Source organism: Clostridium sp. DL1XJH146, from assembly GCF_054819755.1.
In genome coordinates, this window is record NZ_JBTVVN010000005.1 from 1 (window position 1) to 22462 (window position 22462).

Here is a 22462-nt window from a genome sequence, read left to right on the forward strand (position 1 = left end):
ATTTAATTTCCAATTGTATAAATTAAAATAGCCATCAAGCATTGGAATAAAATTGTATTCTTAGGTTGATGGCTATGAGGGGGCTTAGTCTGCCTGTAGGCAGACTTTTCTTCGAGGGTGTTGCCAATAAATGGATTGCGTTAGAAATTCATTTATTTGTTTATTATAATAAAATTTTACTCCCCATGAGTTTTTGCGAAAACCTAGGGTTGGTCTTTCTATATATCTTATTTTTTACCAACTATTGATTCAATCTCATGAATGTTTATATCTTTAATTGATGCTCCTATTAAAGATGCTATTTTACTTTTTTCAGCTGCTGAAGTTTTATACATGTATAAGTATTCTCTTATCATATTTTTTATTAAAAAGTCAGACAGAAAATTATTTTTATGTGATTTTATTAAGTTCTCTGCATATGAATATGGAAATTCTTCATTAAAAAACTCTAATTTTATTGCTAAGTTAACTAATCTTACTGAATTAAAGTCTAATTCGTCCTCAATATCATTAAATGTTTCAGATAACTTATCGTCACCTATGCATGAAGCTATTTTATATATATAAGATTGAGTAACTAAACTTACAAAGATAAATAACATTTGCTTTGTTTTCTTTTGTCTTTTTTCTGGATCTTTAATATTTCTTTCTTCAAAAGTTCTATTAATACTAATAGCTAGTTTATTCTTAGAACTTTCAAAAGCTTTATAAATTTCCCTCAAGCTTCTCAAACCAAGTAAATATAGTTCCTTCCCAATTTCTTTCCTTACAATACCTTCTAAAGAACCCCAATAATTCTTAAGTACTTGCCCTAAAATTTCCATCGACTTAAATGCAAAATTCAATTGATTTATTTTATTCATTATTATTTTTTCTTCGCTTGATTCTATTTCCTTAGTTGAAGCAATTTCTTGTTCTACTGTATTTATATTTTCTGCAGCTTTATCTAATTTATCAAATTTTTCTGCTCTTTCCTTAATTAAATTAATTTTACCTATAATTAATTTGGGAACTTCACATTGCAAATCATTTACAAACGCAATATCATCTTCTATCTTAACACACTCATGTTCAATAAAAACATCTTTTGAGTTATTAATCAATTCTTTTATAATAAAACTATTTTTTGTATGATGTATGATAAATAGTACTGTATTCGCATTCTCCTCAATGTATAATTTAGATATCATTTGCGATAATACATTCTTAGTTTCTTCCTCAAAAATATTTTCAGCAAAATATTTACCAATACAATAATAATAAATATAATCATAACTAAATTTATATGTACCGTATTGATATTTTAATATATTAGCTATACACAAATTGCTAATTATGCTATCAAAATCAACAAACTTTTTAAATGTTCTACTTATCCTATAATCATTACAAAACTTCTCGTGAAATTCTTTTAATTCTACTTCCGATATTTTGGTTATAGATTTATTGTAAAATTCTCTAGCTAACATTACAATAAAATTCTTAATTGCATCTACATCTCCTTGAATATCGCTAATCTTATTTAAAGTTTGGAATATTAAAAATTCATAATAATGACCATAAGCGCTATCTTTAAAACTATGTTCATTTCCTGATTCCAATGCTTGTAGAATAATTAGTAAATAAAAAGGTACTGACGGCATATAATTATTACCTATAATTGTACTTATATTTCTAAATGTTTCATCATCTTTTGATATTAAATCTTCATCATCATATAAGTCTTTTTGTCCCATTATATTCCATTTATGAATTAGTTCATTTTTTAATGTATATCCAAAGTTTTTAATTGTATATTGTTTATACATAGTATTTATAATCATTTCATTATCTGAATTCAAAAGTTCTTCAATATCGAAAAGAGCATTAGAAAATAAAATAACGTTAGGAAATACAGCACTAATATTTGCTATTAAATTTTGCTTTAGTTTTGGTGGTACACGAATTTTATCAATATCATCTATCATTATAATCTTTTTATTATTATCCAATTGCTTAAAATATTCTTTTTTATCATCAATATACTGATTTGAAAATACCTTTAATACTAAGTCCTCAATATTATTACAATATTTATTCTTAATTGATAAACCATTTATATATATAGGACATAACTCTTGATTAAAATAATCTAAATATAGTTTTTTTGCAAGACCCGTCTTTCCAAATTTTTTTTCTCCTAAGATAAGTATGTGATTATCTGTATTTTCATTTATCATAAGATTTTTTGAATTCAAGTAACTCTTTTGTTTTGCTATTTCCTCCTTTTGATTTATATTTATAATTTCCAAATTTGGGTATACAAAAATATCAGTAAGTGATAATTTATCTTTTCTTGGATGATTTAAATTAACACCTACATCTGTTAAAAAGTTAATATTTTCATCTGATAATTTATATTTATTTTCCTTTTTCTCTTTTATATTATTATAATTTTTCCAGTCAGCTTCAATACTTTGGTAGTAGATATCTTTCTTATAAGAATATTTTAAATTTTTATATACTCCTTTATTTGAATCAATAATCATGAAACTAAATCCACTTGTATCACTTTTTTCATTTTCTTGTAAAGCATCTCCCTTAATATACACAACTTTATTCTTACCACATTCCTTAATAACCTCTTTTTCTGTATGCTCGTGTCCTAAAAAAACAAAATCTGATATACTCTCAATTTTATCATCCAAGTAATTGGTTTCATTAGGATGACACCAATTACTTGGATGATGGAAATATGATATAACTACTCCGTCACTACATTTTTTAATTATTTCTTCATATCGTTTTATTGGGAAATATATCTTACTAGGAACTTCCTTTTTATGAGAAATCCATGATGTATTTAACCTAATAAAATATATCTTCTGTTCATTTATATTATATTTATTTATTTTTAATAGTTTATCAGTATATATAATATTAACTTTTGACTCACTAATAACATTATCAAATTCAAAATATTCATCTTGAACCTCACAGCATATATCAATTATTTTATTATTTATTACATTAGTTTCTAAGAGTTTCTCTATTATCGTATCTCTTACATTCTCATCATCATCATCATCTGAAAATTTACAATCATGATTACCAGGGCAAGTAAGAATATCAATTTCTATTTTCTTCTGAAGGTTATTTTTAATATCATCTAAAAAACAATATGCAATTTCATACTGATCGTTAATTCCTGAAAAAGCAATATCACCGGTAACTAAAATTATAAGCTTATCTAACTTATTAACTTCATTCTGAATTGAATTAGTAATAGCTTCACACTTATCCAATACTTTGTCTTTATCACTTTTAATATGTATATCACTTAAATGTAAAATACCTATCATAATAAATAGTACCTCCCTGATAGTTTTAAAATATAAAATTTTGTTTTATTTTATAATAATTAACATGCCATTTGAAACAAATATTAAAAAGGAACTTTCATTGTATACTCAAGGAAATATGACATTATATCAACATCATATTCATCATAATCAGAATCCAATGACGTACCATTCCATTTGTTTTTAAAAACTTCCTCTACAAGAATTTCCATACCACCTTCAGCATATTCTTCAAGTTTTTTTCTACACTGTAAATTAAAATTCTTATCATTAAACATTTCAATTTGTTTTCCTAATTCAGGATCATTTAAAATAATTGAATAGATGCTAGCTTTCTGTTGATTATTTAAATAATTACTTCTAAATTCTCTTCCTCTCTTTTCAAATTTAATTTGCCTATCATTTACAAATCCTATAGAAGCAACTAACGTAAATAACTCATGATATTTTATCCCTAGATTTTCATTTAAATATTTGTATATTGTTTCATATTTTTTGCTTGTATAAAACAACTGTTGTTCTGCTAAAAAATCCATTTGATTACCTCCTCGTAGCCATTGTATCATTCAAATTCACTTCAACTATATCTGTATGATATACCTTCTTTTGCTCAAGTCTATACCATCTACCAAGTTTATTTGTAGATTTAACCATAATTTCTTCTGATTGAGAAAACTCAGTATCTGTAAGTAATAATATCCATTGTGAAGCAAGATTAGGAATATTTTTGATAAGATTATCTCTGTTAGTCCCACTCATCCTTCCAAATGGTGTATCCATAAACAACGGAAAATCAATATTGTCTCTTCCATCAGCTGCAACTTTTGCTAATGCAGTAATAAATGATAATGCAACGATCTGCCTTTGACCTTGTGAAATATCCTGCGTAATTTTTGTCCCATTCCAATTATGAAGCTCTAATTCATATTTTTCATTTATTTCTACCCTTTCAATAAGTTCACGATCTTTCTTATTAATTAGAGTTTTAAAAATTTCTGTAGTAGTTTTCATTAATTCTTTTCTCATTTCATCACTATACTCAATAAATAACTTATTAAATTCATCACTCAATCTAGCAATATAATCTAGACGCTTTCTATCTTTTCTCAAAGTTGTATCCGCCGAAATTATTTCATCAAGTTTTCTTATTGCTTCCTTTAAATCAGACTCTAATTGATCTGTTTTATCGTTTAATCTATTTATTTCAGATCTGATTCTAGCCAACTCTATTTTTTTATCATCAAGTTTGTTTTCTAATTCACTTAAGTTTTTCTCATCACGTGATCGCTCTTTTTTTTCTTTTAATAGTTCACTAATTTGCTGATCAATATCATCCACTTCATCTTTAACTTCTCTAATTTTACTTAATTTCTCACGCAAATTATCAACTACTTCATCATTCCTCTTCTCAAAATCATAAATCACGCCATTAACTTGTCCGATAAATGGTGTCAATTTTGATCTACTATATTGAGTTTTTAGTAATTGTATTTTTTCTAATACTTCCTTTGAAGAATTAATATCTGTCCCACAAATACATTTTCCTTCGCGTAAAATCTTCTCTATTACTTCGATAGAAACTAAATCATTCTGCTCCGTAAGTAATTGATTAAGATACAATTTGGTATTTCCATAAACATCTTTCATCACTAAAAAATGTCCTTCATTGAAATACGATTCTTTCAATGCCCTTTTATGAGCATATAGTAATTCACATTTTGCATCTTTCTCTTTTTTCTTTTCTTCAATTTTATTTTGTAATTCCCTTATTGGTTTTGTTTCAGATAATTTTCTATCGGTTTCTTCAATTTCTTTTTGACATAGTCTTTGATTTTCTTTATATGTTTCCATAAGTTCTTGAATATTTTTTAATTCTTCTTCAATATAACTCTTGCTCTTTTGAGCCTGTTGAACATCAATATTGCTAGATTTCTCTGTAATTCTTCGCTGTTCTTTCCTATACATTTTTTCTAAAATATCTTTCGCTAAATCTATTTTATCAATTTGAAGTAGTTTAATTATTGCAGCTTTAATTTCTTTTTTCACATCACTATTAGTCTTTGCTAAAGTTTCTATCTTTTCACCATCAAACAAGAAAAAATCTTTTATCTTTTCATCAATAATCTTATTAATTATCCCACTTACTACATTTTCATCCTCTATAGTATTTGGAGACAAATTACCATTCTCATCTATTTCATTTAATTTAATATTTCCCATTTTCTCTATAACTTTTTTTCCTGCTTGGTACCCCATAATATCACGAGAAATTCTCCATACTTTTAATCCCTGACCAAAAACAACAGTTACATTAGCTGTAACAGGATTACCTTCATTTTCTTTTAATTTCAATAAATTCACTAAATGTATATCATCTTTTTCATTATCCTGTGAAAGATATCGTGTGCCAAATAAAGCAAACATTAAAGCTCTAAAAATACCTGTTTTTCCTTCCCCATTTTCACCAAATATAATTGTTATGTTTTTATTATCAGCAGCTAATTTTATAGGGATTTGCTTTCCATAAAATTGTCTAAAATCTGTTAAATCAATTTCAATTAATTTCATTTTTGCTCCTCCTCTAATACTAACTCTCTAATCTCTTCCTTTATCATTTCAATAATTTGTGATTCTTTTTTATTTCCTTTTTCTAATTCATCTAATAACAAACTAGCGATTTCCTTTAAATCATCCGGAAATCCTTCTATTTTAGCTCTTAAATTAATATTTAAATCCATATCTTACCTCCTATATAATTCTTTCATTTCTTTGTACAATTCCCAAGGAAGCTTATCCATAAGGTATTCCAATTCAACTTTCTCGAGAATTCCTTTAACTTTATTTCTTGCGATATATTTATTGATTGCATATTTTGAAAATTCAGCGAATCTAGGCATTTCTTTATATGCAATTCTTTTAAATGTTATCTCATTAACATTTGTAGGCAAAACTATAAAATCATAGATTTTTGCTTTTGTCTTTCCATTTGCTTTACGCAACACTCTTCCCCTTCTCTGTACAAATTCTCTAGGATTAGACGTACTAGCTAAAAAATAAGCAACTCTAGTATTCGGTATATCAACACCTTCATCTAAACATTTAATTGCTACCAACACCTGAATTTCTTTTTTATCAAACGCTTCAAGGATTTGTATTCTATCCTTAGGCTTAACTTTACTATTAAATCTATGTACTTTTATATCCAAATTACTTATATTGTAAGTTATATCATCTATTTCACCAGGTGCACAATATACTAATGTATGACTTATTTCATTAACTCCTGTGGTTTTCAGCATACTATATAACAATATTTTCTTCTGATATGCTTTCGAAATAATTAAACTTCTTTCCCTATTCAATTTTTCAATTCTTTCTTCTTTACTTTTATCTTTAGTATTTATTAATCTAATAAGTTGTGTTGTTAACCGCTCGTATTTTTTAAGCTCTTCAGTTAATAAATCTACTACAATAGGCTCATATTCATATGGAACAAGTGCACGATTATCTATTGCCTTTTGAATATCATATTCATAAACTACTTTAGAAAAATATTGAAATAATCGTTCTGTTCCTTCCTCGTCAAACCATCTTTCAGGAGTAGCTGATAATCCAATTCTTGAAGAAATATTATTTAATTGGTGTTTCTCAAAACTCTTCATTCCAAAATTATGACATTCGTCTGCAATTAAAACTGAATTGTTTCTTATTTTTGTTGTAATAGCTTGAAAATCCTTCGTTGATGCTGTTTTATACACAGCTATAACACATTCAACTTTTGTAATTCCTAGGTTAAAATCCCTAACAATTGTATCGTACTTATTAATCCATTTTGATTTCAAATCATAACATTTTAAGCAATTATTAAACCCAACAGTTTTTAAATTACTTTCCCATTGTTCTGCTAAATGTCTTAACGGTACTAGAATAATTAAAAATATTCTTTTATTTTCTTTTAAGTATTGCTTGGCACAAATTAAACTAGTAATTGTTTTACCTGTTCCTGTAGCCATATTTAAAATCCCATACCAATTATTTTCTTTTAATGCTGCAATTGCCTCTAATTGATAATCTCTAGGCTTAATTTCTTTATTGTTTTTTAGATAATTTTTTTTTTGTTTGTCATAATTCTATTTTTTATTTTTTCAGGTAATTCTTCAACTACTAATCCACTTGTTTCATTATTCCATAATTTTTCAAAATCATTTATTGCATCATTTATTCTATCTAGTTCAAAATCTCTATAATAAACATCAATTTTTTCAAAATTATTAACCAATCCACCAATAGTTTCATTTGATGAACCAGAAAATGAAATACTATTTCCTTCATCATCATAAAAAAGTCCAAATTTCTCATGATAAATGGAATTATTAATTGTATAAGCAATTTTCATATCTAATTTTTCTTTATATATTAACCATGCAAGAATATTTAATGGATCACTTTCTATATTTCTTTCTGTAATCTTAATTTCATCAAGCATATTCTTTATAATAATATCTTGTTTTGATTTATACCCCATTTTAATTGCATTATAATCACTTTTACTTATATATGGATTGCACACAATTCTTATTTTGCCCCCCTTATCAATAAAAGACACAAGTCCTTTTGCTAAAGTTATTATACTTCCACTAGTAAAATATCCAACAGCTCTATCGTATTTACTTGAAACTTCTAGACATTTATTATAAAAATCATCAAATAACGAATCTGTATCAGATCGATATTTATATTTTAATTTGAGATTTTTTAAATTCATCTTAGTCCCCCTTAAGAGATACTTTACCCACTGAATCTATATTAATTAATTCACATTCTCTTATTTCTGCTGGTAATTTTTTATCAAGAATATTCTCTTTTTCTAGTAATAAATTCTTTTCAACAAGAAAATCATATATATGCGACTGATGCATATTTCCATCATATCCATCTTTAATCAATTGAAAAACTAGTTCTTCAAAACTTATTAAATCATTATTCTCTTCCACCATTATCAATCGATCTGTACGATAATCCTTAACTTTCTTTTTAATATCCCTAAATCCATTACTTAATAATATAGTACGAATTAAATGAGGATTCCATCTATATTGAATTTTAGGTAGTTTACTTCTATATCCACTTAATCCATATAACGAAATATATGGATCACTATTCATTTTAGATTTCACATAACTAATCACAGATTTTATTACATTTGTTTCAATTTTAAAATTTGACTTCAATACAATTTCATCACTAGCTATCTCAACATATTTTTTTCTCTCCAATAACTTGAACATAATTGTATATGCAGTCATCTCTTTATGCCCTAAGTTAATTAACTCTTGCTTTAACTCTTCTTTATATACCCTATCATATTTACTAATAATTAAATCCTCAGTATTTCTAAAACCTGTACTTCTATCGAAAAGTAATATTGTATGCCCAACTAAATTAGGAAATAATATCTTAAGTATTTGAGCTAAATTAATAGAATTCTCTATATCATTTTCTAAAATAAACTTATTTAGTATTCCATCAAACTTCATATCTATATATACCTTTTCAACACAAATATATCCTTTCTTTATCTTTTCCTTAATAAAATCACGTAAATACTTTTCAGTTTGATCGTCCATTTTTTTTCTTTCATATATTTTAACTAAACCATTCCCAAGAGAAATAAATTCCTGATAATTAATAATTGTATTTTCAAGTCGTATATTCGTCCATCCTAAAGATTCTACTATCTTTGTTTTTTTTACTCTTCCTCCATTCACTTTAATATAATCATATAAAATCGTTCTAAATGGCACCTTTTCTTTGCTCTCATCAAAATATATATTTAGAGTATTTCCTTTACCAATATCATATTTATCACCTAAATGTCTTTTTATAAGAGAATATAGTAAAATCTTGCTTCTAATATTATTTTCTTTCAAAATTACAATAAACTTTTCAAAAATCTCATCAATACTAATACTTTGAACCTCTTGAGATTTGATCATTAGATATTTATCTATATATTCTATTAACTGTAAATCATAATCTATTTTATTTATATGAAAGAATGTCCTACGCTCTACTAAAATAATATCTTCCACATCCCTTAATCTACTTTCAAATGCTCTACTATTTTGCGGCAAGTCAAAACCTAAATATTCTTTTGCTAATTCACAACATTTTGCTACTGTTACATCGTTAACTTTAAATGGCTCATCTATATATTCCCTAAAAATAATTGATAGTGCATCAACAGTACAAAATTTCTTTTTTGAAATTATTTCTCCGTATATTGTAAAACCATTATCAAGAATTAAGTTTTCAATATTTGAAATATCCAGGTTATTTATATCATACTTAGTACATACCTCAAGAACCTCATCTATTATATCCACAAGATTAAACTGATCAGGGCATTCCTGCAATACATTCCAAATATCTTTTTCAAATTCATTTTTACTTGAAGTAAAAAAGATATCAAATGGTTCATAATATTTTACTACTGAATATTTACTTTTTTCTAATAAAGCAAGTTTTAGATCATCATTACATACTCCACTACTTATTACATCTCTACTAAATGTTATTCCTATATTTTCCGCTAGTTTAAAATTATATATAAATTTACTTCTACGTAAATTAGAAAACATTTTACTTTCTTCTTTTTTAATAATTTGTCTCACACGTTCTCTTGTAACATCAACACATTCTCCTATTTCTTCTAATGTTTCTCCAAAAAGATAGCGTCTTTTTAAAATAATTTCATCTCTCTCCTTAAATTCAATCGAATCCAAAATTTTCTTTGGAGGCTCTAATTCGCTTATATTACTTTTTAAAGTTATTATAACTGAAAAAGGTATTCCTAAATTTTCTAGTTCCCTATACGATAGTTCCTTTAAATCATTTATGGTTAATTCTCTCAATATCTTATATTCTTTATTATCATATATATTACTTAATAAACATTTACCAAAAACATCTAAAATTTTTTGAGAAATATTTATATATGAATCTAAAACTTCATTCCTATAATTATCACTATTTTTCCATTTATCTATCTTTACAAAAATCTCATCTACTGTTTTTTTACCCAAATTCTTAATCTCACTAATCTCTTTATACGATAATCTATCCAATTGAATAAATTCTCTAACTCCATAATTTAACAAAGCATTTTGTGCTCTTACTGAAAATCCTAATTCATCCATAAATGTTTTTTCAACGTTTAAATCAATTAAATCAATTTTTTTTTGGGGTAGACTACTCATTACACCATTAGCTTTTATTTGTTCTATCTTATCTAAAATTTCAGAAACCGATTTCTTTCCCATATTTCTGATAGAAATTAATTTTTCATAATCAAGTTCTATTAATTGCTTAACCCTCTGTATTTTAGCACGTTTTAATGCATTATATGATCTAGGAGAAAGGTCTAATTCTTCGATCATTATATTATCAATTTTCATGTTTTTTTCTTTATCTAAATATATTTTTTTCCTTTCTATTAAATTATTATTTTCGCTATCATAACTGTCCTTTTGTTCATAACATATATCTTTATCGTATGAATAATAATCAATATTAAATCCATTGTTTTTAAATTCATCCTTAAGCTGCTCTATGTCTATATTCTTATTTAAATTCCAAAATCCTTGTATTGGTATATAATTAAAAAATAGATTATCTGAAACCATAAATCTATTCATAAAATCACTAATACCAATTTTCTCATAATTTATATTTTTATAATTTGCTTCTTGTTTATCAACTAAAATATATTCTATTTCTTTACTATTTATATTTTTAGGTAATATATTATTAGGTTTACTTGTAATAAACTTAAACCCTCTTAACGCTAACTCATCAACTAATTTAATATAAGTTTCCTTTTCTTCACAATAATACTTTCTTAAATATTTCATATCAATTTTTTTATTTCCTTCTGCAGAAGCATACTTTATAAATTTTCTAACTATTTCACTTTTTATATGTTTTTCATTAGGAAGCCATTCTGGCAAACATATATAATCCATATATATAACACCTTCTTCTTTTAATTGCTATTTGAATTCAAATCATTATATAATTCATCTAATTTCATCTCTCCACACACTCAACTATCTCTTCCTCCATCCCCTCAAACTCCCTATCCCCAATACACCATTCCTCAACTTCACTTACAACTTTTTCACTTAATCCAAAGAAAAAGTTTCTACCATTTCTACCTTTGTGAAGTAATTCTTCTGATACTTCTTCTGAAATCCTTCCAACTCTAAAAAGAACTAAATACCCTTCTTCTTTATCTTTGAAATACTCCATAGGAGCTTTTGGGTCCCATACTGAAAATAGTCCTCTGTCACAAATCTTTGTAAAAAGCTCTATACTAGGTTTTATTTTTATTTGCTTATCTATAATTGCTACATACTGTAGTTCTAATTCTTCATCTTGAATAAGCTTACTGTACTCTTTTCCTCCTTCTGAAAGACCAAATATTGATTTTGATTTCTTAGAATCTAGTAGAAAAATCTTTCTATTAGCAGGTATTTTAGATTTTTTACAAAGCATTATTTGATGTGAATATTTTCCCTTTAATCCGCCCTTAGTCATTGCAAATATATTTACCTGTTCATCTCTTAATGCAAAATCTATTTTTATCTCGTTTTTCTTATAGAGCTCAATAAATCTCCCCCTATAATACTCCCCAACCCTAAACTCCACACAGTCCCAAAACTCCTCAAGAAACCTCCCTTTTCCAACAAACTCCCCCATCTCCGGCACTACACAAAACTCCTCCCCCTCAACATAAAAGAATTCATTCTCTGTTTTGGATAGAAATTTCACAGGATTCTTCCAAGCAAGTCTTACATACTCATCCTTACCCCAACTTTTAAAATCCTTAGTGCTTTTATCTTTAAGCATATCCACACCATTAGATCCTTTATCATAAAAATCTCTCATACTCCTATAAATATCATCGCCATTTATTCTAAGCTTCATTTTCCCATCATTATAAAAAGCAAGAAGTATAGGCATTTTATAAGTTTTACTCATACTTGTTTTCTCAATCATATTCAAAAATCTCTCGGCTTTTGTTCCTAAAAGCTTTGCTTTATCTTCTTCCAAATCATCAACTTTCTTTAGAAACCTAAGATAATTTTTAAATATATTAAGCTTTGCCTGCTTCCTCATATTTTCATATATATCATCATCCATATAAGTGAGCATTTCTACTCTGGATGGTGTATGTCCAACTAATTCTTTAACTCTAAGATAATCTTCTATTATAATGCTTTCTTTATTTTTTCTTTGATTCTCCTGCTTCTTAAAGATATCCACAAGCTGCCACTGAAAATCCACAAGGCAATCCACAGGATAATCTTCTTCTGTGGGTAATTTCTTTGTTTTTCCTTGATTATTTATTATTTTTTTATCACCTGTTAATAAAAATGGTATCATTTCAACCTTTTTATAATTTCCTATGAAGTCTATAACATTTAGGTATTTCTTATCTTTGTATTTTCTAAGGCCACGACCTAACTGCTGAAAAAATATTGTAGGCGATTCTGTTGGTCTAAGTAGCATTATCAAGTCCACTGAAGGTATGTCCAGCCCCTCATTAAACATATCCACCGAGAAAAGTACTTTCTTTATACCCTTTGTAAATTCACCTAAAGCTTCTTCCCTATTAAGTGCACACTCCCCAAGTTCACCAGAGTATACAGCACAGGCAGGCACTCCATTTTCCACGAAAAACTTCGCCATATATTCAGCGTGTTTTCTTGATGAACAGAAACCCATTGCTCTTGCACTTTTAAATTTCTTATAATTATTTAATACTAAATTCGCCCTGTTCTTAATCATCAAAGCTTCTTCAAGTTGCTTATCATTGTATTTCCCGTATTTATATTCAATGGTGTTGTAATCAATGCTGTCATCATAAATACCATAATATCTAAAAGGAACAAGCCACCCTTTATTAATAGCTCCCTTTAATCCAACCTCATATATTATGTTATAATCGCATACTGCAAATACATCTTTATTGTCCATCCTATATGGTGTCGCCGTAAGTCCTAGAAGAAATTTAGGCTTGAAATAGTCTATTATATTCCTATAATTCTTTGCTACTGCATGATGGAATTCATCTACAACTATGTAATCAAAATAATCTCTTTTAAAATTTTCTTCATTTAAATAGCCTTTTTTACCTAAAGTCTGAACTGTTGCAAATAGGATATCACAATCCTTATCTTTTTTATCTCCGTAGAAGAACCCAGTCTTTGCATCAGGTCTTACATTTTCAAAGGATCTCTTTGCTTGTTTTAATATCTCTTCTCTATGTGCCACAAACAAAATTCTTTCAAATTTCACTGAATCAAAAGCAGCAAGGTATGTCTTTCCAAGACCAGTTGCTGCGGCCACAAGCCCTTTATCTTCTCCATCAAGTCTACTATTTTTAAGATGATATAATGCTTCTATCTGTGCACCTCTAGGCTTGTACAATTCTCTTACTTTTGCTATAGTTTCTTCTCCATCTTTCCCTGCTTCTCTATTTTCTCTATCTCTTTTATCTATATTATTTTCTCTATTATTATTTTCTTTTTCATTCTCATCTACTTTATGTACCACACTATTTCGAACCCAACCATCAGAGTATTTCTTAAGTTCCTTATCATCAATTATTCTCGATTCGTTGTAAAAAAGATTTTCAAAAGTATTCAAAAAACTATTGAAATCCTCTTCATTCCTGTCTTTATCAATTCTAAAATTCCACTCAATACCCCTAGTGAGAGCCGACTTTGAAATATTCGAAGAACCTATAAAAATCTCTCCCCCATCTTCATGATGGAAAATATATGCCTTTGGATGAAAGCTCCTGCTCCTATCCTTATAAAATCTCAAATCAACCTTATCACCAAATATATCTTTCAAAAGATAAAGTGCTGATGGCTGAGTTATATTAAGATAATTCCCTGTAAGTATTCTTGTAGGAATATTATTTTTCAGCAATCTATTCAAATCCTTCTCCACAAGCCTAACGCCAGACTCCATAATAAAAGACACAATAATATCAACTTTTGTAGCTTTCTCAAATGCTTTCTCTAATCTGTCATATAAATGATCATCCCCACCAACTATACAGTTATCACTCTTCTCAATTTCTTTATGCAAAATAGAGGCTGCACCCATACTTACTGCAGCCTTACTAATCTCCGCCGGCACAATTCCCTCAATGCTAACGTCGCTCTCCTGAACTCTATTATTTATTTTTCCTGAAAATAATTCATCATTTCCATCCGCCATTACAATCACCTTCAACTGTAAACTATCTTTACCTTAAATTTTAGCATATTTCCCTAAAATATTTTGTCGAAGGCTGTCGCTCTTTCTGAAATAATTTCTTATATAATTCTATCAATTCTTTAATTCAACTATAGAAATCATATCTCAACATCTTTACATAAAATCTACTCTATAATAAAAAATAAACTACCGAATCGATAGTTTATTTTTTATTATAGATTTCTGTACCATCTTTTATAATATTTTCTTTAAATTTCTATCATTAAGCATCTCAATCCAAAGTTCACCATCTTGGATTAATCCATATGCAAAAGCCTCTCTAAAAGTACTTTTAGGACTTTTGGCCTCTTGAATACCTTCTTTTTCCAAAAAATATTCTATCTAAACATGCACGAAATCTCAAATCCACCTTATCTCCAAATATATTTTTCAACAAATAAAGAGCTGAGGGCTGAGTATTATTCAATCACTAAAAAATCCTCCCCAAATCAACCAGCTCTACATTTTTATCAATTTTAGCTAGTTCAATGAGCTCTTCATTAAAACCACTCTTAGAAAACAGATAATAATATTTATTAGTATAGTTTCCTTTAACACTTGTAGATTTTTCTTTTAAGGAATTTAAATCTTTAACTCCCATATTAGAATTTTTCCATTTACATTCTCCAAAAATGCCATTGCCCTTATTATCAAAGGCCACCACATCAATTTCATCTTTCTTATTCCACCATCTACCTATCTTTGAAAATCTAAAAGGCAGCTTAAGCTCTTTATTTAAGCCTCTCATATATTGAATGCAAATTTCTTCAAAAGAAAAGCTAACAAATTCATTCAAATGTGGTTTAACCAAAAACTCATAAACCCCATCAACATCCCCTTCTTCAAGCTCTGTAATATTAGGAAATACAAATCTAAAGTAAAACTTGAAGTAATTATCTTTAATTTTATAAAGACCATTATGAGCATTTACAGTTTTCTTTATCCCTTCATCTACAGGATATTCTCTAGTAAGTATATTTAATTCAATTAGATTCCTAATATATACACTAATCTTAGTTTTATCAATGCCTGTTTTGGTATAAATATCATTGAGCTTGGTATTTCCCATAGCTATAGCTTCAATTATCGTGTAATAAATTGCAGTTTCACGAAGCTCCTGCTTCATCAAAAATTCAACTTCATTGTACAGAATGTTACCTTTAGTCAGTATGTGCTTTTTAATATTTTCTTCTAGCTTTTTATCCTTTTCGATTTGATTTAGATAATGTGGAACGCCACCAAACACTGAGTATGCTGATATCTTCTCTGCGTCACTCCAAGTATTAAAAAAATTGCAACTTGTTGAAAATCCAAACTCTGATAATTTATATATACCTGTTGTTCGCCCATAAAGTGGGTTCTTTTCACCTAAGATTTCTTTTTCAATAAAACTCATAGAAGACCCGCAAAGAATAATCATTACATTTTCATTCTTTAATTCTTCGTCCCATAGATTTTGCAATATTGATGGTATGGAACTATTGCCATTTACCATATACGGAAATTCATCAATAACTACTAATTTCTTACCTTCCATTTTTGTATCTTTAATAAATCTAAAAGCTTCCTCCCAATCATTAAAACTTGTTATATAATTTTGAAGTGAGGAACCCACAAGGAGTTTTTTAGAAAAAATGCTTATCTGCTCCCTATCAGTAGTTTCTCTACAAGCATAAAAGATATGAGGTTTATCCTTGCAGAAAAATCTAAGTAGTTCCGTCTTTCCTATCCTTCTTCTGCCATACAATACAACTAGTTGAGCCTTATCATTACTATATAAAGAATTTAAAAATTTAAGTTCACTCTTTCTTCCGTAAAACATATTTTTCACCTTCTAATTATGATTTATATAATCGTAATTATATAAATCACGATTATATAATTATTATACACCTGATAAGTCAAAAACAAAACACCAACACTAATAAATTTTAGCATTGGTGCTACTGTTAATTTATATAATAAGTAAATTAAGAGTCTTCTATTATATTTACAATCTTTTTACAATAAGATAAAATATAGACAAGTTATATCAAATCTAACAATTCAATTAAAATAATAAATAAACTATAGAAAGGGTATCTATATATGAATAGTAATACATCAGGACACGGTGAATTTTCGGAAATACCAGAAGATATTAAAAAGTGGAACTGGGGAGCTTTTTGGTTAACCTGGATTTGGGGCCTTGGCAACTGCACTTATATTTCCCTTTTAACCTTTATCCCAATTATTAATCTAATTATGCCTTTTTATTTAGGTAAAAATGGTAATGTTCTAGCTTGGAAAAATAGAGCTTGGTTATCGGTGGATGTTTTTAAAGAAACTCAGAAAAAATGGGCTTTCGCAGGTTGGGTTTTTCTGCTTATCATTTTAACTATGACCTTTGTAAGAGTTCTAAATTATCGTAATTATACGAAGGAAATTAATAGTTTAACTTCTACTGTATATGAAATGATTGAAAATGACGAGGAAGCATCAGAAGTTATAGGTGAAATTTACTCTTCAAAATTTGGTGGTTTACAGCTCCAAGAGACACAAACAAATAGAGAAACCTTCTATCCTAGATTTATATTAATCCTTGAAACTAGCAATGGAATTTTTTTCATTCAAGGTGATTTGGACGATAATAAGAAAGTTGAAAGCCTTACAATTTCTGAATTTGGCGATGATGAGAATGATAAAAGAATATATATAAAGGCGGAATAATAATTTAAAGGGCCTGACCCCAGAGTTAGAACGCTTCGCATCCCAACTCAAGGTAAGGCCCTCTTAATTCAAGTTTACTTTCATTAACTTTTCTTGTTTCTACAATAATTCCCAAATAAATATTTAGTACTTACCAAAATCTGAATCACTCAATGATATTTCTCCCTTGTAGCCTATATCAATTGTATCCTTTCTTTCTTTACCTTTCATACTATCTAGCATTTTTAATACCTCTGGATTAATTTCTTCTTTTCCATAGCTGCTATTATTATCATTTTCATTATCATTTTGCTTTAATTCAAAAGAGTCTAGTTGAGCTTTTAACATTTCAGCCTGTCCAGATAATTCTTCACTGGCTGCAGCTGTTTCTTGTGATGTAGCAGAAGTACTTTGTACAACTTCAGTTATTTGATTAATACCTTCACTAACTTGTGTCATTCCAGCTGATTGTTCATTAGAAGCTATTGCAATATTTTCTATTAGATTAACAACTTTTGAAATTCTATTAACAATTTTATCTAGAGCTTCTGCTGTTGTACTAGCTATTTTAGTTCCGTCTTTTACATTTTTAATGGAATCTTCTATTAGGGCGGTTGTTTCTTTAGCCGCATCTGCAGAACGTGCAGCAAGATTTCTTACTTCTTCAGCAACAACTGCAAAACCTTTACCATGTTGACCCGCTCTTGCTGCTTCAACCGCGGCATTTAAAGCTAATATATTAGTTTGGAAAGCAATATCGTCAATTACTTTAATAATTTTAGAAATATTATGTGAAGATTGGTTTATGGCATTCATTGCCGTTAACATTTCATTCATTTGTTCATTACCTTGTGCAGCATACTTTTTAGTATCATTTGTGAGAATTTTAGCTTCATTAGAATTTTCAGCATTTTGTTTAGTCATAGAAGAAATTTGTTCAATAGAAGCCGTTAATTGTTGAATTGAACTGGCCTGCTCCGTTACGCCTTGTGAAAGAGATGTGCTAGAATCAGATACTTGTTGCGCCCCAGCTGCCACTTGATCTGAAATTGAACTTATATAAATCATCATATTGTTGAGATCATCAATCATAGTATTAATGGCTATAGACATAGCTCCTATTTCATCGTTGGTAGTTACTTTTAAATCTACATTAAGGTTACCATCTGTAACTTTTTGCACTGCTCCTAAAACTTCTTTAATTGGTTTGCTAATTTTTCTTGATAAATAAATCCCTATTGCCATAGCAAAAATAAATCCTATTGCAATAAGTGAAAACATAAGTATAGTTGCGTTTTGGGAACTTTCTTTAATTGTATCAAGTAATAATTCTGCCTCCGATTCACTCGCATCAATGAGTTCTTGTAAAGTTGCTTCTGCTGCTTCTCTTGCTTCAATAAATTCTGTAGCTCTTCCCCATTCCTCTAAAGTCATTCCTTGTTGCATACTTTCTTCAAATCCCTCACGTATTGATTTATAAATTGATATATTTTCATTATACTCATGTAAAAGTGTTTTTTCTGTATCTGATAAATTTAATTTTTCAAATTCTTCCATTATCAATGCATCTTCATTTTCCCATTCACTATTTTCTTGTAACCTTTCATTAAAATTACTGATATCTTTATCATATATCATATATATATTATTTGCTCGTATCTGGGTTAAATTTAAGTTTACAGTTGATAGATTTTTAATTGGTATTAAAGCATCATTATAGATCTCTATAGACCTTTCATTGCTGTTGATTAAACTTATTAGGGCAATAATCCCTACTGCTACCGATAATAATGAAACCATTAAAAATCCAATTATTAGTTTGGTACCGATTTTGAACCTGTTAAAACCAAAAGATTTAATTTTTGTGTTTATACTCATATGTAATCTCCCTATTTAATTATTTAACTGTTTAAATTTTATCATAAAGTTTATAATTTACCAATAATTTTAATGTAATATTGATTTAAATTATATTATTTTTTAATTTTTATTAACCACCAATCCCAAAATGTTAGCTCTTGCTTTCATCAACAATTCCTTGGTCCTAATCAAAGAATCCCTATCAACTTCATTTATACCAACTACTATTAGTGCGCCGTCTACTCTATTTGATATTATTTGTGCATCTGTTATATTATTTAAAGAAGGTGTATCCATAAAAACAAAGTCATAGTCTAATTTTACATTATCTATAAATTCTTTCATCTCTATAGAGTCTAAAATTTCAGATGGATTAGTCGGCAGCTCTCCTGAGGTTAAAATATGTAGGTAATCTCCACTTTTGCGTATAGCTTCTTTTTTATCTACTTCTCCTTGCAATACCTGAGCTAAGCCAACATTATTTGTAAGACGGAATTTCTTATGAATACTAGGATTTCTCATATCAGAATCAACGATAAGTACCTTCTTGCCACAATGTGAAATAGTAAGAGCAAGATTGCAAATAATAGAGCTCTTTCCTTCACTATCTATAGAACTAGTTACCACTATGGTTTTTATGTCCTCATTCATAAAAGAATATTGAATGTTTGTCCTCAAAATCCTAAAAGCCTCAGAAGAGCTACTCTCAGGCTGATCCCTTACAATTAAAGTGTGCTTGTTTCTATTATAATTATTGTCTTTAGGAATAGTTCCGATAACAGGGAGTTTAGTTGCCCTCTCACCTTCATCCCTATTTTTAATAGTTGTATTTAGCAAATACATTGAGTAAATCAAACCTGAAATTCCAACAAAACTAATTATAAATGCAAGCAAAATATTCAAGAGTTTATTTGGTTTTACTGGCTTTTCTGGTACTACAGGATTTTCAAAAATACTTACGCTTCCTTTTGGTATCAATGTTTCAGCATTTTCTTTAAATGATTGAGTTACAGCTTCTACAATTTTTTTTGCCTCTTTTTTATTTTCTGTTCTAATTTTAATCTCCATGATTTGAGTATTGGATTGAGGTATTACCATTATCATATCCATTAATTCCTCTGGAGAATACTCTCCATATAAAAGCTCACCCGCACCTATAGCCACATCCTTAGATTCCGCAATAACAACATAAGTTTCCATAGCTTTTAAGTACATAGTCACATCTTCAATATCGTATTCACCATCTTGCCCATTAATAGATTGCCCTATTATAACGCTCATACTAGATTCATAAACAGGCACTAAAACATAAAAATTCAAAACAGCAACTATCCCCGTAATCATCACAGTAAAACCAAATATAGCCTTCCATCTTCTCTTTAAAATTTCAAAAATACCCCTCAAAGTAAGCTCCTCTGCTCTCATACCACACCCCCCACAGTTTCAATTTGCAATTTGCAATTTGCAATTTGCAATCCTTAACACATAATTTGCAATTCTCAATCTTTAACCTATAATTTGCAATTTGCAATTTTTAACACATAATTTGCAATCTTTAACCCATAATTTGCAATTTGCAATTTTCAATTTGCAATTAAGGATGATTTTGCTACGCAAAATCGACTAATCAATCAATTAATTAATTAAAGATTCTCGACGCAAGGAGAGAATCATCCACAATTGCACATTGCAAATTGCAAATTGCACATTGTCCATTATCCTTTTCACTTGCCTTTGATTGTGCATTGTGCATTGTGCATTATAATTATTCACCATCTCTTTAAAATCTTCCCCATTATACATCTCTCCTTCATCAAAACCAATGAACCAAAATAAACAAATGCTCCTAAGAAAATGTACAAAACAAGCAAGGCAGAGGAAAACATTCCATATCTAGCTATAATGCTAAGTATTCCTCCCATAATTATAGTTGCAAATATATATCTAAAAGAATCCTTATTAACAATTCTAAAATTCAATATTTCTTTTACTTCAATGATTAAAACAATAAACACAAGCACCTCGGCAATCAAAGTAGCTATGCTAGCCCCTATGTATGAATATCTTGGTATTAATAATAAATTCAAAGAAAAATTGCTTATAGCTCCCACTATTACAGACAGCAGGAATTTCTTATCTTTGCCATGAGGATATAAAATTTGCACTCCTAAAAAATCACTAAATCCAATGAGCACTATTATAGGCAAAATTATTCTCATAGCCGTAGCTCCTTCTATAAACTCTTCTCCTCCCACTAATTTTAATACACCTGGTGCTAAAATAAATAATCCAACAACACATGGTAAAGCTAAAAACAAAACATAATTAAAAGATATAGAGACTAACTTCCTAAACTTCAGCATTTCTTTCTTTTCAATATAATAAGAAATCCTAGGTATAAGTACCCCACTTAAAGAGGTTACTAAAGTTACAACTACCTTAGTTATTTTAATTGCCAAAGAATAAATTCCAACGGCCTCTTCCGTAGCTAAAAACCCAAGCATTACAGTATCTAGACTGGTATAGATACTCTGCGCTAGATTAAATCCGAAGATAATTATTACAGGTTTCATATGTTTTTTTATATCTAATTTATATTTCTTCTTCCAATTTATATACTTTCTAAGATTAATAAAATTCAATAGATTACTGCCAAGGATAGCAAACATTACAATAAATCCATATTGCAAAACGTCTTTTTCATCATTAACAATAATAAAAAGTAATATTAAAGACAAAAGCTTAAAGGCAATATTTACCTTTGCTATGTAGTCATATTTTTCGATACCTTGATAAAACCAGTCTGCCCCTATATTAGTGAGTATAATAGAAAAACTAAACAATAGAAGTAATCTCCTATTTCCATCTATTTTACCTTTACCTATATTAATAAAGAGCAAAAACAAAATGAATATAATAAAGCTAGAAATACAGAGTATAAATAATAATTCCTTAACTAATTTAGATAGCTTGTCTTTATCATCTCTTACTTTAGCCACTGCTCTTATGCCATATAAAGGTATCCCCAAACTAGATAATAAAACAAAATAGTTTGTAAGTCCTTGTACAAAACTTACCCTGCCTATTCCCTCAGCATGGATAATCCTACAAGCATAAGGAAGTGTTATTAAAGGAAATATCATACTCAAAAATATTCTTACAAAATTTACGATAAAATTTCTTTTAACAGAACTGCCCTCAACCAATGATTACTACCTTCCTTTACAAACTACCCTCCG

At 28.3% G+C, this 22462-nt stretch carries 14 protein-coding genes; 1 reads left to right on the top strand and 13 read right to left on the bottom strand.

Annotated elements, in window-relative coordinates; translation table 11 throughout:
- Positions 1 to 227 precede the first annotated feature (227 nt).
- The 10 genes from ACVHXK_RS03755 to ACVHXK_RS03800 all read right to left on the bottom strand — a co-directional run bounded on the left by ACVHXK_RS03755 (position 228) and on the right by ACVHXK_RS03800 (position 16497).
- Positions 228 to 3341 carry an STAND family AAA ATPase gene (locus ACVHXK_RS03755; RefSeq protein ID WP_461205026.1) on the bottom strand — a complete coding sequence of 1038 codons (3114 nt, stop codon included), beginning with the start codon at positions 3339 to 3341 and terminating at the stop codon, positions 228 to 230.
- Positions 3342 to 3424: 83 nt separating this feature from the next.
- Positions 3425 to 3877 (bottom strand): hypothetical protein, encoded by a 453-nt coding sequence (locus ACVHXK_RS03760; protein ID WP_461205027.1) that lies wholly within the window; start codon positions 3875 to 3877, stop codon positions 3425 to 3427.
- A gap of 4 nt (positions 3878 to 3881) precedes the next feature.
- Positions 3882 to 5909 carry an AAA family ATPase gene (locus ACVHXK_RS03765; protein ID WP_461205028.1) on the bottom strand — a complete coding sequence of 676 codons (2028 nt, stop codon included), beginning with the start codon at positions 5907 to 5909 and terminating at the stop codon, positions 3882 to 3884.
- A complete protein-coding gene (locus ACVHXK_RS03770) occupies positions 5906 to 6079 on the bottom strand; it encodes a hypothetical protein (protein WP_461205029.1) in 174 nt (57 codons plus the stop codon). The genes ACVHXK_RS03765 and ACVHXK_RS03770 overlap by 4 nt, the downstream gene beginning before the upstream one ends.
- 3 nt (positions 6080 to 6082) lie before the next feature.
- Positions 6083 to 7426 carry a DEAD/DEAH box helicase family protein gene (locus ACVHXK_RS03775; RefSeq protein ID WP_461205123.1) on the bottom strand — a complete coding sequence of 448 codons (1344 nt, stop codon included), beginning with the start codon at positions 7424 to 7426 and terminating at the stop codon, positions 6083 to 6085.
- 14 nt (positions 7427 to 7440) lie between these two features.
- Positions 7441 to 8106 (bottom strand): phospholipase D-like domain-containing protein, encoded by a 666-nt coding sequence (locus ACVHXK_RS03780; RefSeq protein ID WP_461205030.1) that lies wholly within the window; start codon positions 8104 to 8106, stop codon positions 7441 to 7443.
- A gap of 1 nt (position 8107) precedes the next feature.
- A complete protein-coding gene (locus ACVHXK_RS03785; RefSeq protein WP_461205031.1) occupies positions 8108 to 11365 on the bottom strand; it encodes a DNA-directed RNA polymerase subunit alpha C-terminal domain-containing protein in 3258 nt (1085 codons plus the stop codon).
- A 64-nt stretch (positions 11366 to 11429) separates the two neighbouring features.
- Positions 11430 to 14522: a DEAD/DEAH box helicase family protein gene (locus tag ACVHXK_RS03790; RefSeq protein ID WP_461205124.1), complete on the bottom strand. Its 3093-nt coding sequence runs from the start codon at positions 14520 to 14522 to the stop codon at positions 11430 to 11432.
- 348 nt (positions 14523 to 14870) lie between these two features.
- Positions 14871 to 15005 (bottom strand): nucleotidyltransferase substrate binding protein, encoded by a 135-nt coding sequence (locus ACVHXK_RS03795; RefSeq protein ID WP_461205032.1) that lies wholly within the window; start codon positions 15003 to 15005, stop codon positions 14871 to 14873.
- A 100-nt stretch (positions 15006 to 15105) separates the two neighbouring features.
- Positions 15106 to 16497, bottom strand: a complete 1392-nt coding sequence (locus ACVHXK_RS03800; protein ID WP_461205033.1) for an ATP-binding protein — start codon at positions 16495 to 16497, stop codon at positions 15106 to 15108.
- A 266-nt stretch (positions 16498 to 16763) separates the two neighbouring features.
- On the opposite strand from ACVHXK_RS03800, the gene ACVHXK_RS03805 reads away from it, so the two are divergent.
- Positions 16764 to 17384 (top strand): hypothetical protein, encoded by a 621-nt coding sequence (locus tag ACVHXK_RS03805; RefSeq protein WP_461205034.1) that lies wholly within the window; start codon positions 16764 to 16766, stop codon positions 17382 to 17384.
- A gap of 123 nt (positions 17385 to 17507) precedes the next feature.
- Here the strand turns inward: ACVHXK_RS03805 and ACVHXK_RS03810 are convergent, their stop codons facing one another.
- The 3 genes from ACVHXK_RS03810 to ACVHXK_RS03820 all read right to left on the bottom strand — a co-directional run bounded on the left by ACVHXK_RS03810 (position 17508) and on the right by ACVHXK_RS03820 (position 22429).
- Positions 17508 to 19241 (bottom strand): methyl-accepting chemotaxis protein, encoded by a 1734-nt coding sequence (locus ACVHXK_RS03810; RefSeq protein WP_461205035.1) that lies wholly within the window; start codon positions 19239 to 19241, stop codon positions 17508 to 17510.
- Positions 19242 to 19343: 102 nt separating this feature from the next.
- Positions 19344 to 20648 carry a tyrosine-protein kinase domain-containing protein gene (locus ACVHXK_RS03815; protein WP_461205036.1) on the bottom strand — a complete coding sequence of 435 codons (1305 nt, stop codon included), beginning with the start codon at positions 20646 to 20648 and terminating at the stop codon, positions 19344 to 19346.
- Positions 20649 to 20992: 344 nt separating this feature from the next.
- Positions 20993 to 22429, bottom strand: a complete 1437-nt coding sequence (locus tag ACVHXK_RS03820; RefSeq protein ID WP_461205037.1) for a flippase — start codon at positions 22427 to 22429, stop codon at positions 20993 to 20995.
- Positions 22430 to 22462: the final 33 nt, after the last annotated feature.

Excerpts from the sequence above, each read along its gene's own strand:
- ACVHXK_RS03785 (WP_461205031.1), bottom strand. The coding sequence starts at position 11,365 with ATGGATTATATATGTTTGCCAGAATGGCTTCCTAATGAAAAACATATA.
- ACVHXK_RS03815 (WP_461205036.1), bottom strand. The coding sequence starts at position 20,648 with ATGAGAGCAGAGGAGCTTACTTTGAGGGGTATTTTTGAAATTTTAAAG.
- ACVHXK_RS03755 (WP_461205026.1), bottom strand. The coding sequence starts at position 3,341 with ATGATAGGTATTTTACATTTAAGTGATATACATATTAAAAGTGATAAA.
- ACVHXK_RS03780 (WP_461205030.1), bottom strand. The coding sequence starts at position 8,106 with ATGAATTTAAAAAATCTCAAATTAAAATATAAATATCGATCTGATACA.
- ACVHXK_RS03760 (WP_461205027.1), bottom strand. The coding sequence starts at position 3,877 with ATGGATTTTTTAGCAGAACAACAGTTGTTTTATACAAGCAAAAAATAT.
- ACVHXK_RS03810 (WP_461205035.1), bottom strand. The coding sequence starts at position 19,241 with ATGAGTATAAACACAAAAATTAAATCTTTTGGTTTTAACAGGTTCAAA.
- ACVHXK_RS03805 (WP_461205034.1), top strand. The coding sequence starts at position 16,764 with ATGAATAGTAATACATCAGGACACGGTGAATTTTCGGAAATACCAGAA.
- ACVHXK_RS03790 (WP_461205124.1), bottom strand. The coding sequence starts at position 14,522 with ATGGGTGCAGCCTCTATTTTGCATAAAGAAATTGAGAAGAGTGATAAC.
- ACVHXK_RS03800 (WP_461205033.1), bottom strand. The coding sequence starts at position 16,497 with ATGTTTTACGGAAGAAAGAGTGAACTTAAATTTTTAAATTCTTTATAT.
- ACVHXK_RS03765 (WP_461205028.1), bottom strand. The coding sequence starts at position 5,909 with ATGAAATTAATTGAAATTGATTTAACAGATTTTAGACAATTTTATGGA.
- ACVHXK_RS03770 (WP_461205029.1), bottom strand. The coding sequence starts at position 6,079 with ATGGATTTAAATATTAATTTAAGAGCTAAAATAGAAGGATTTCCGGAT.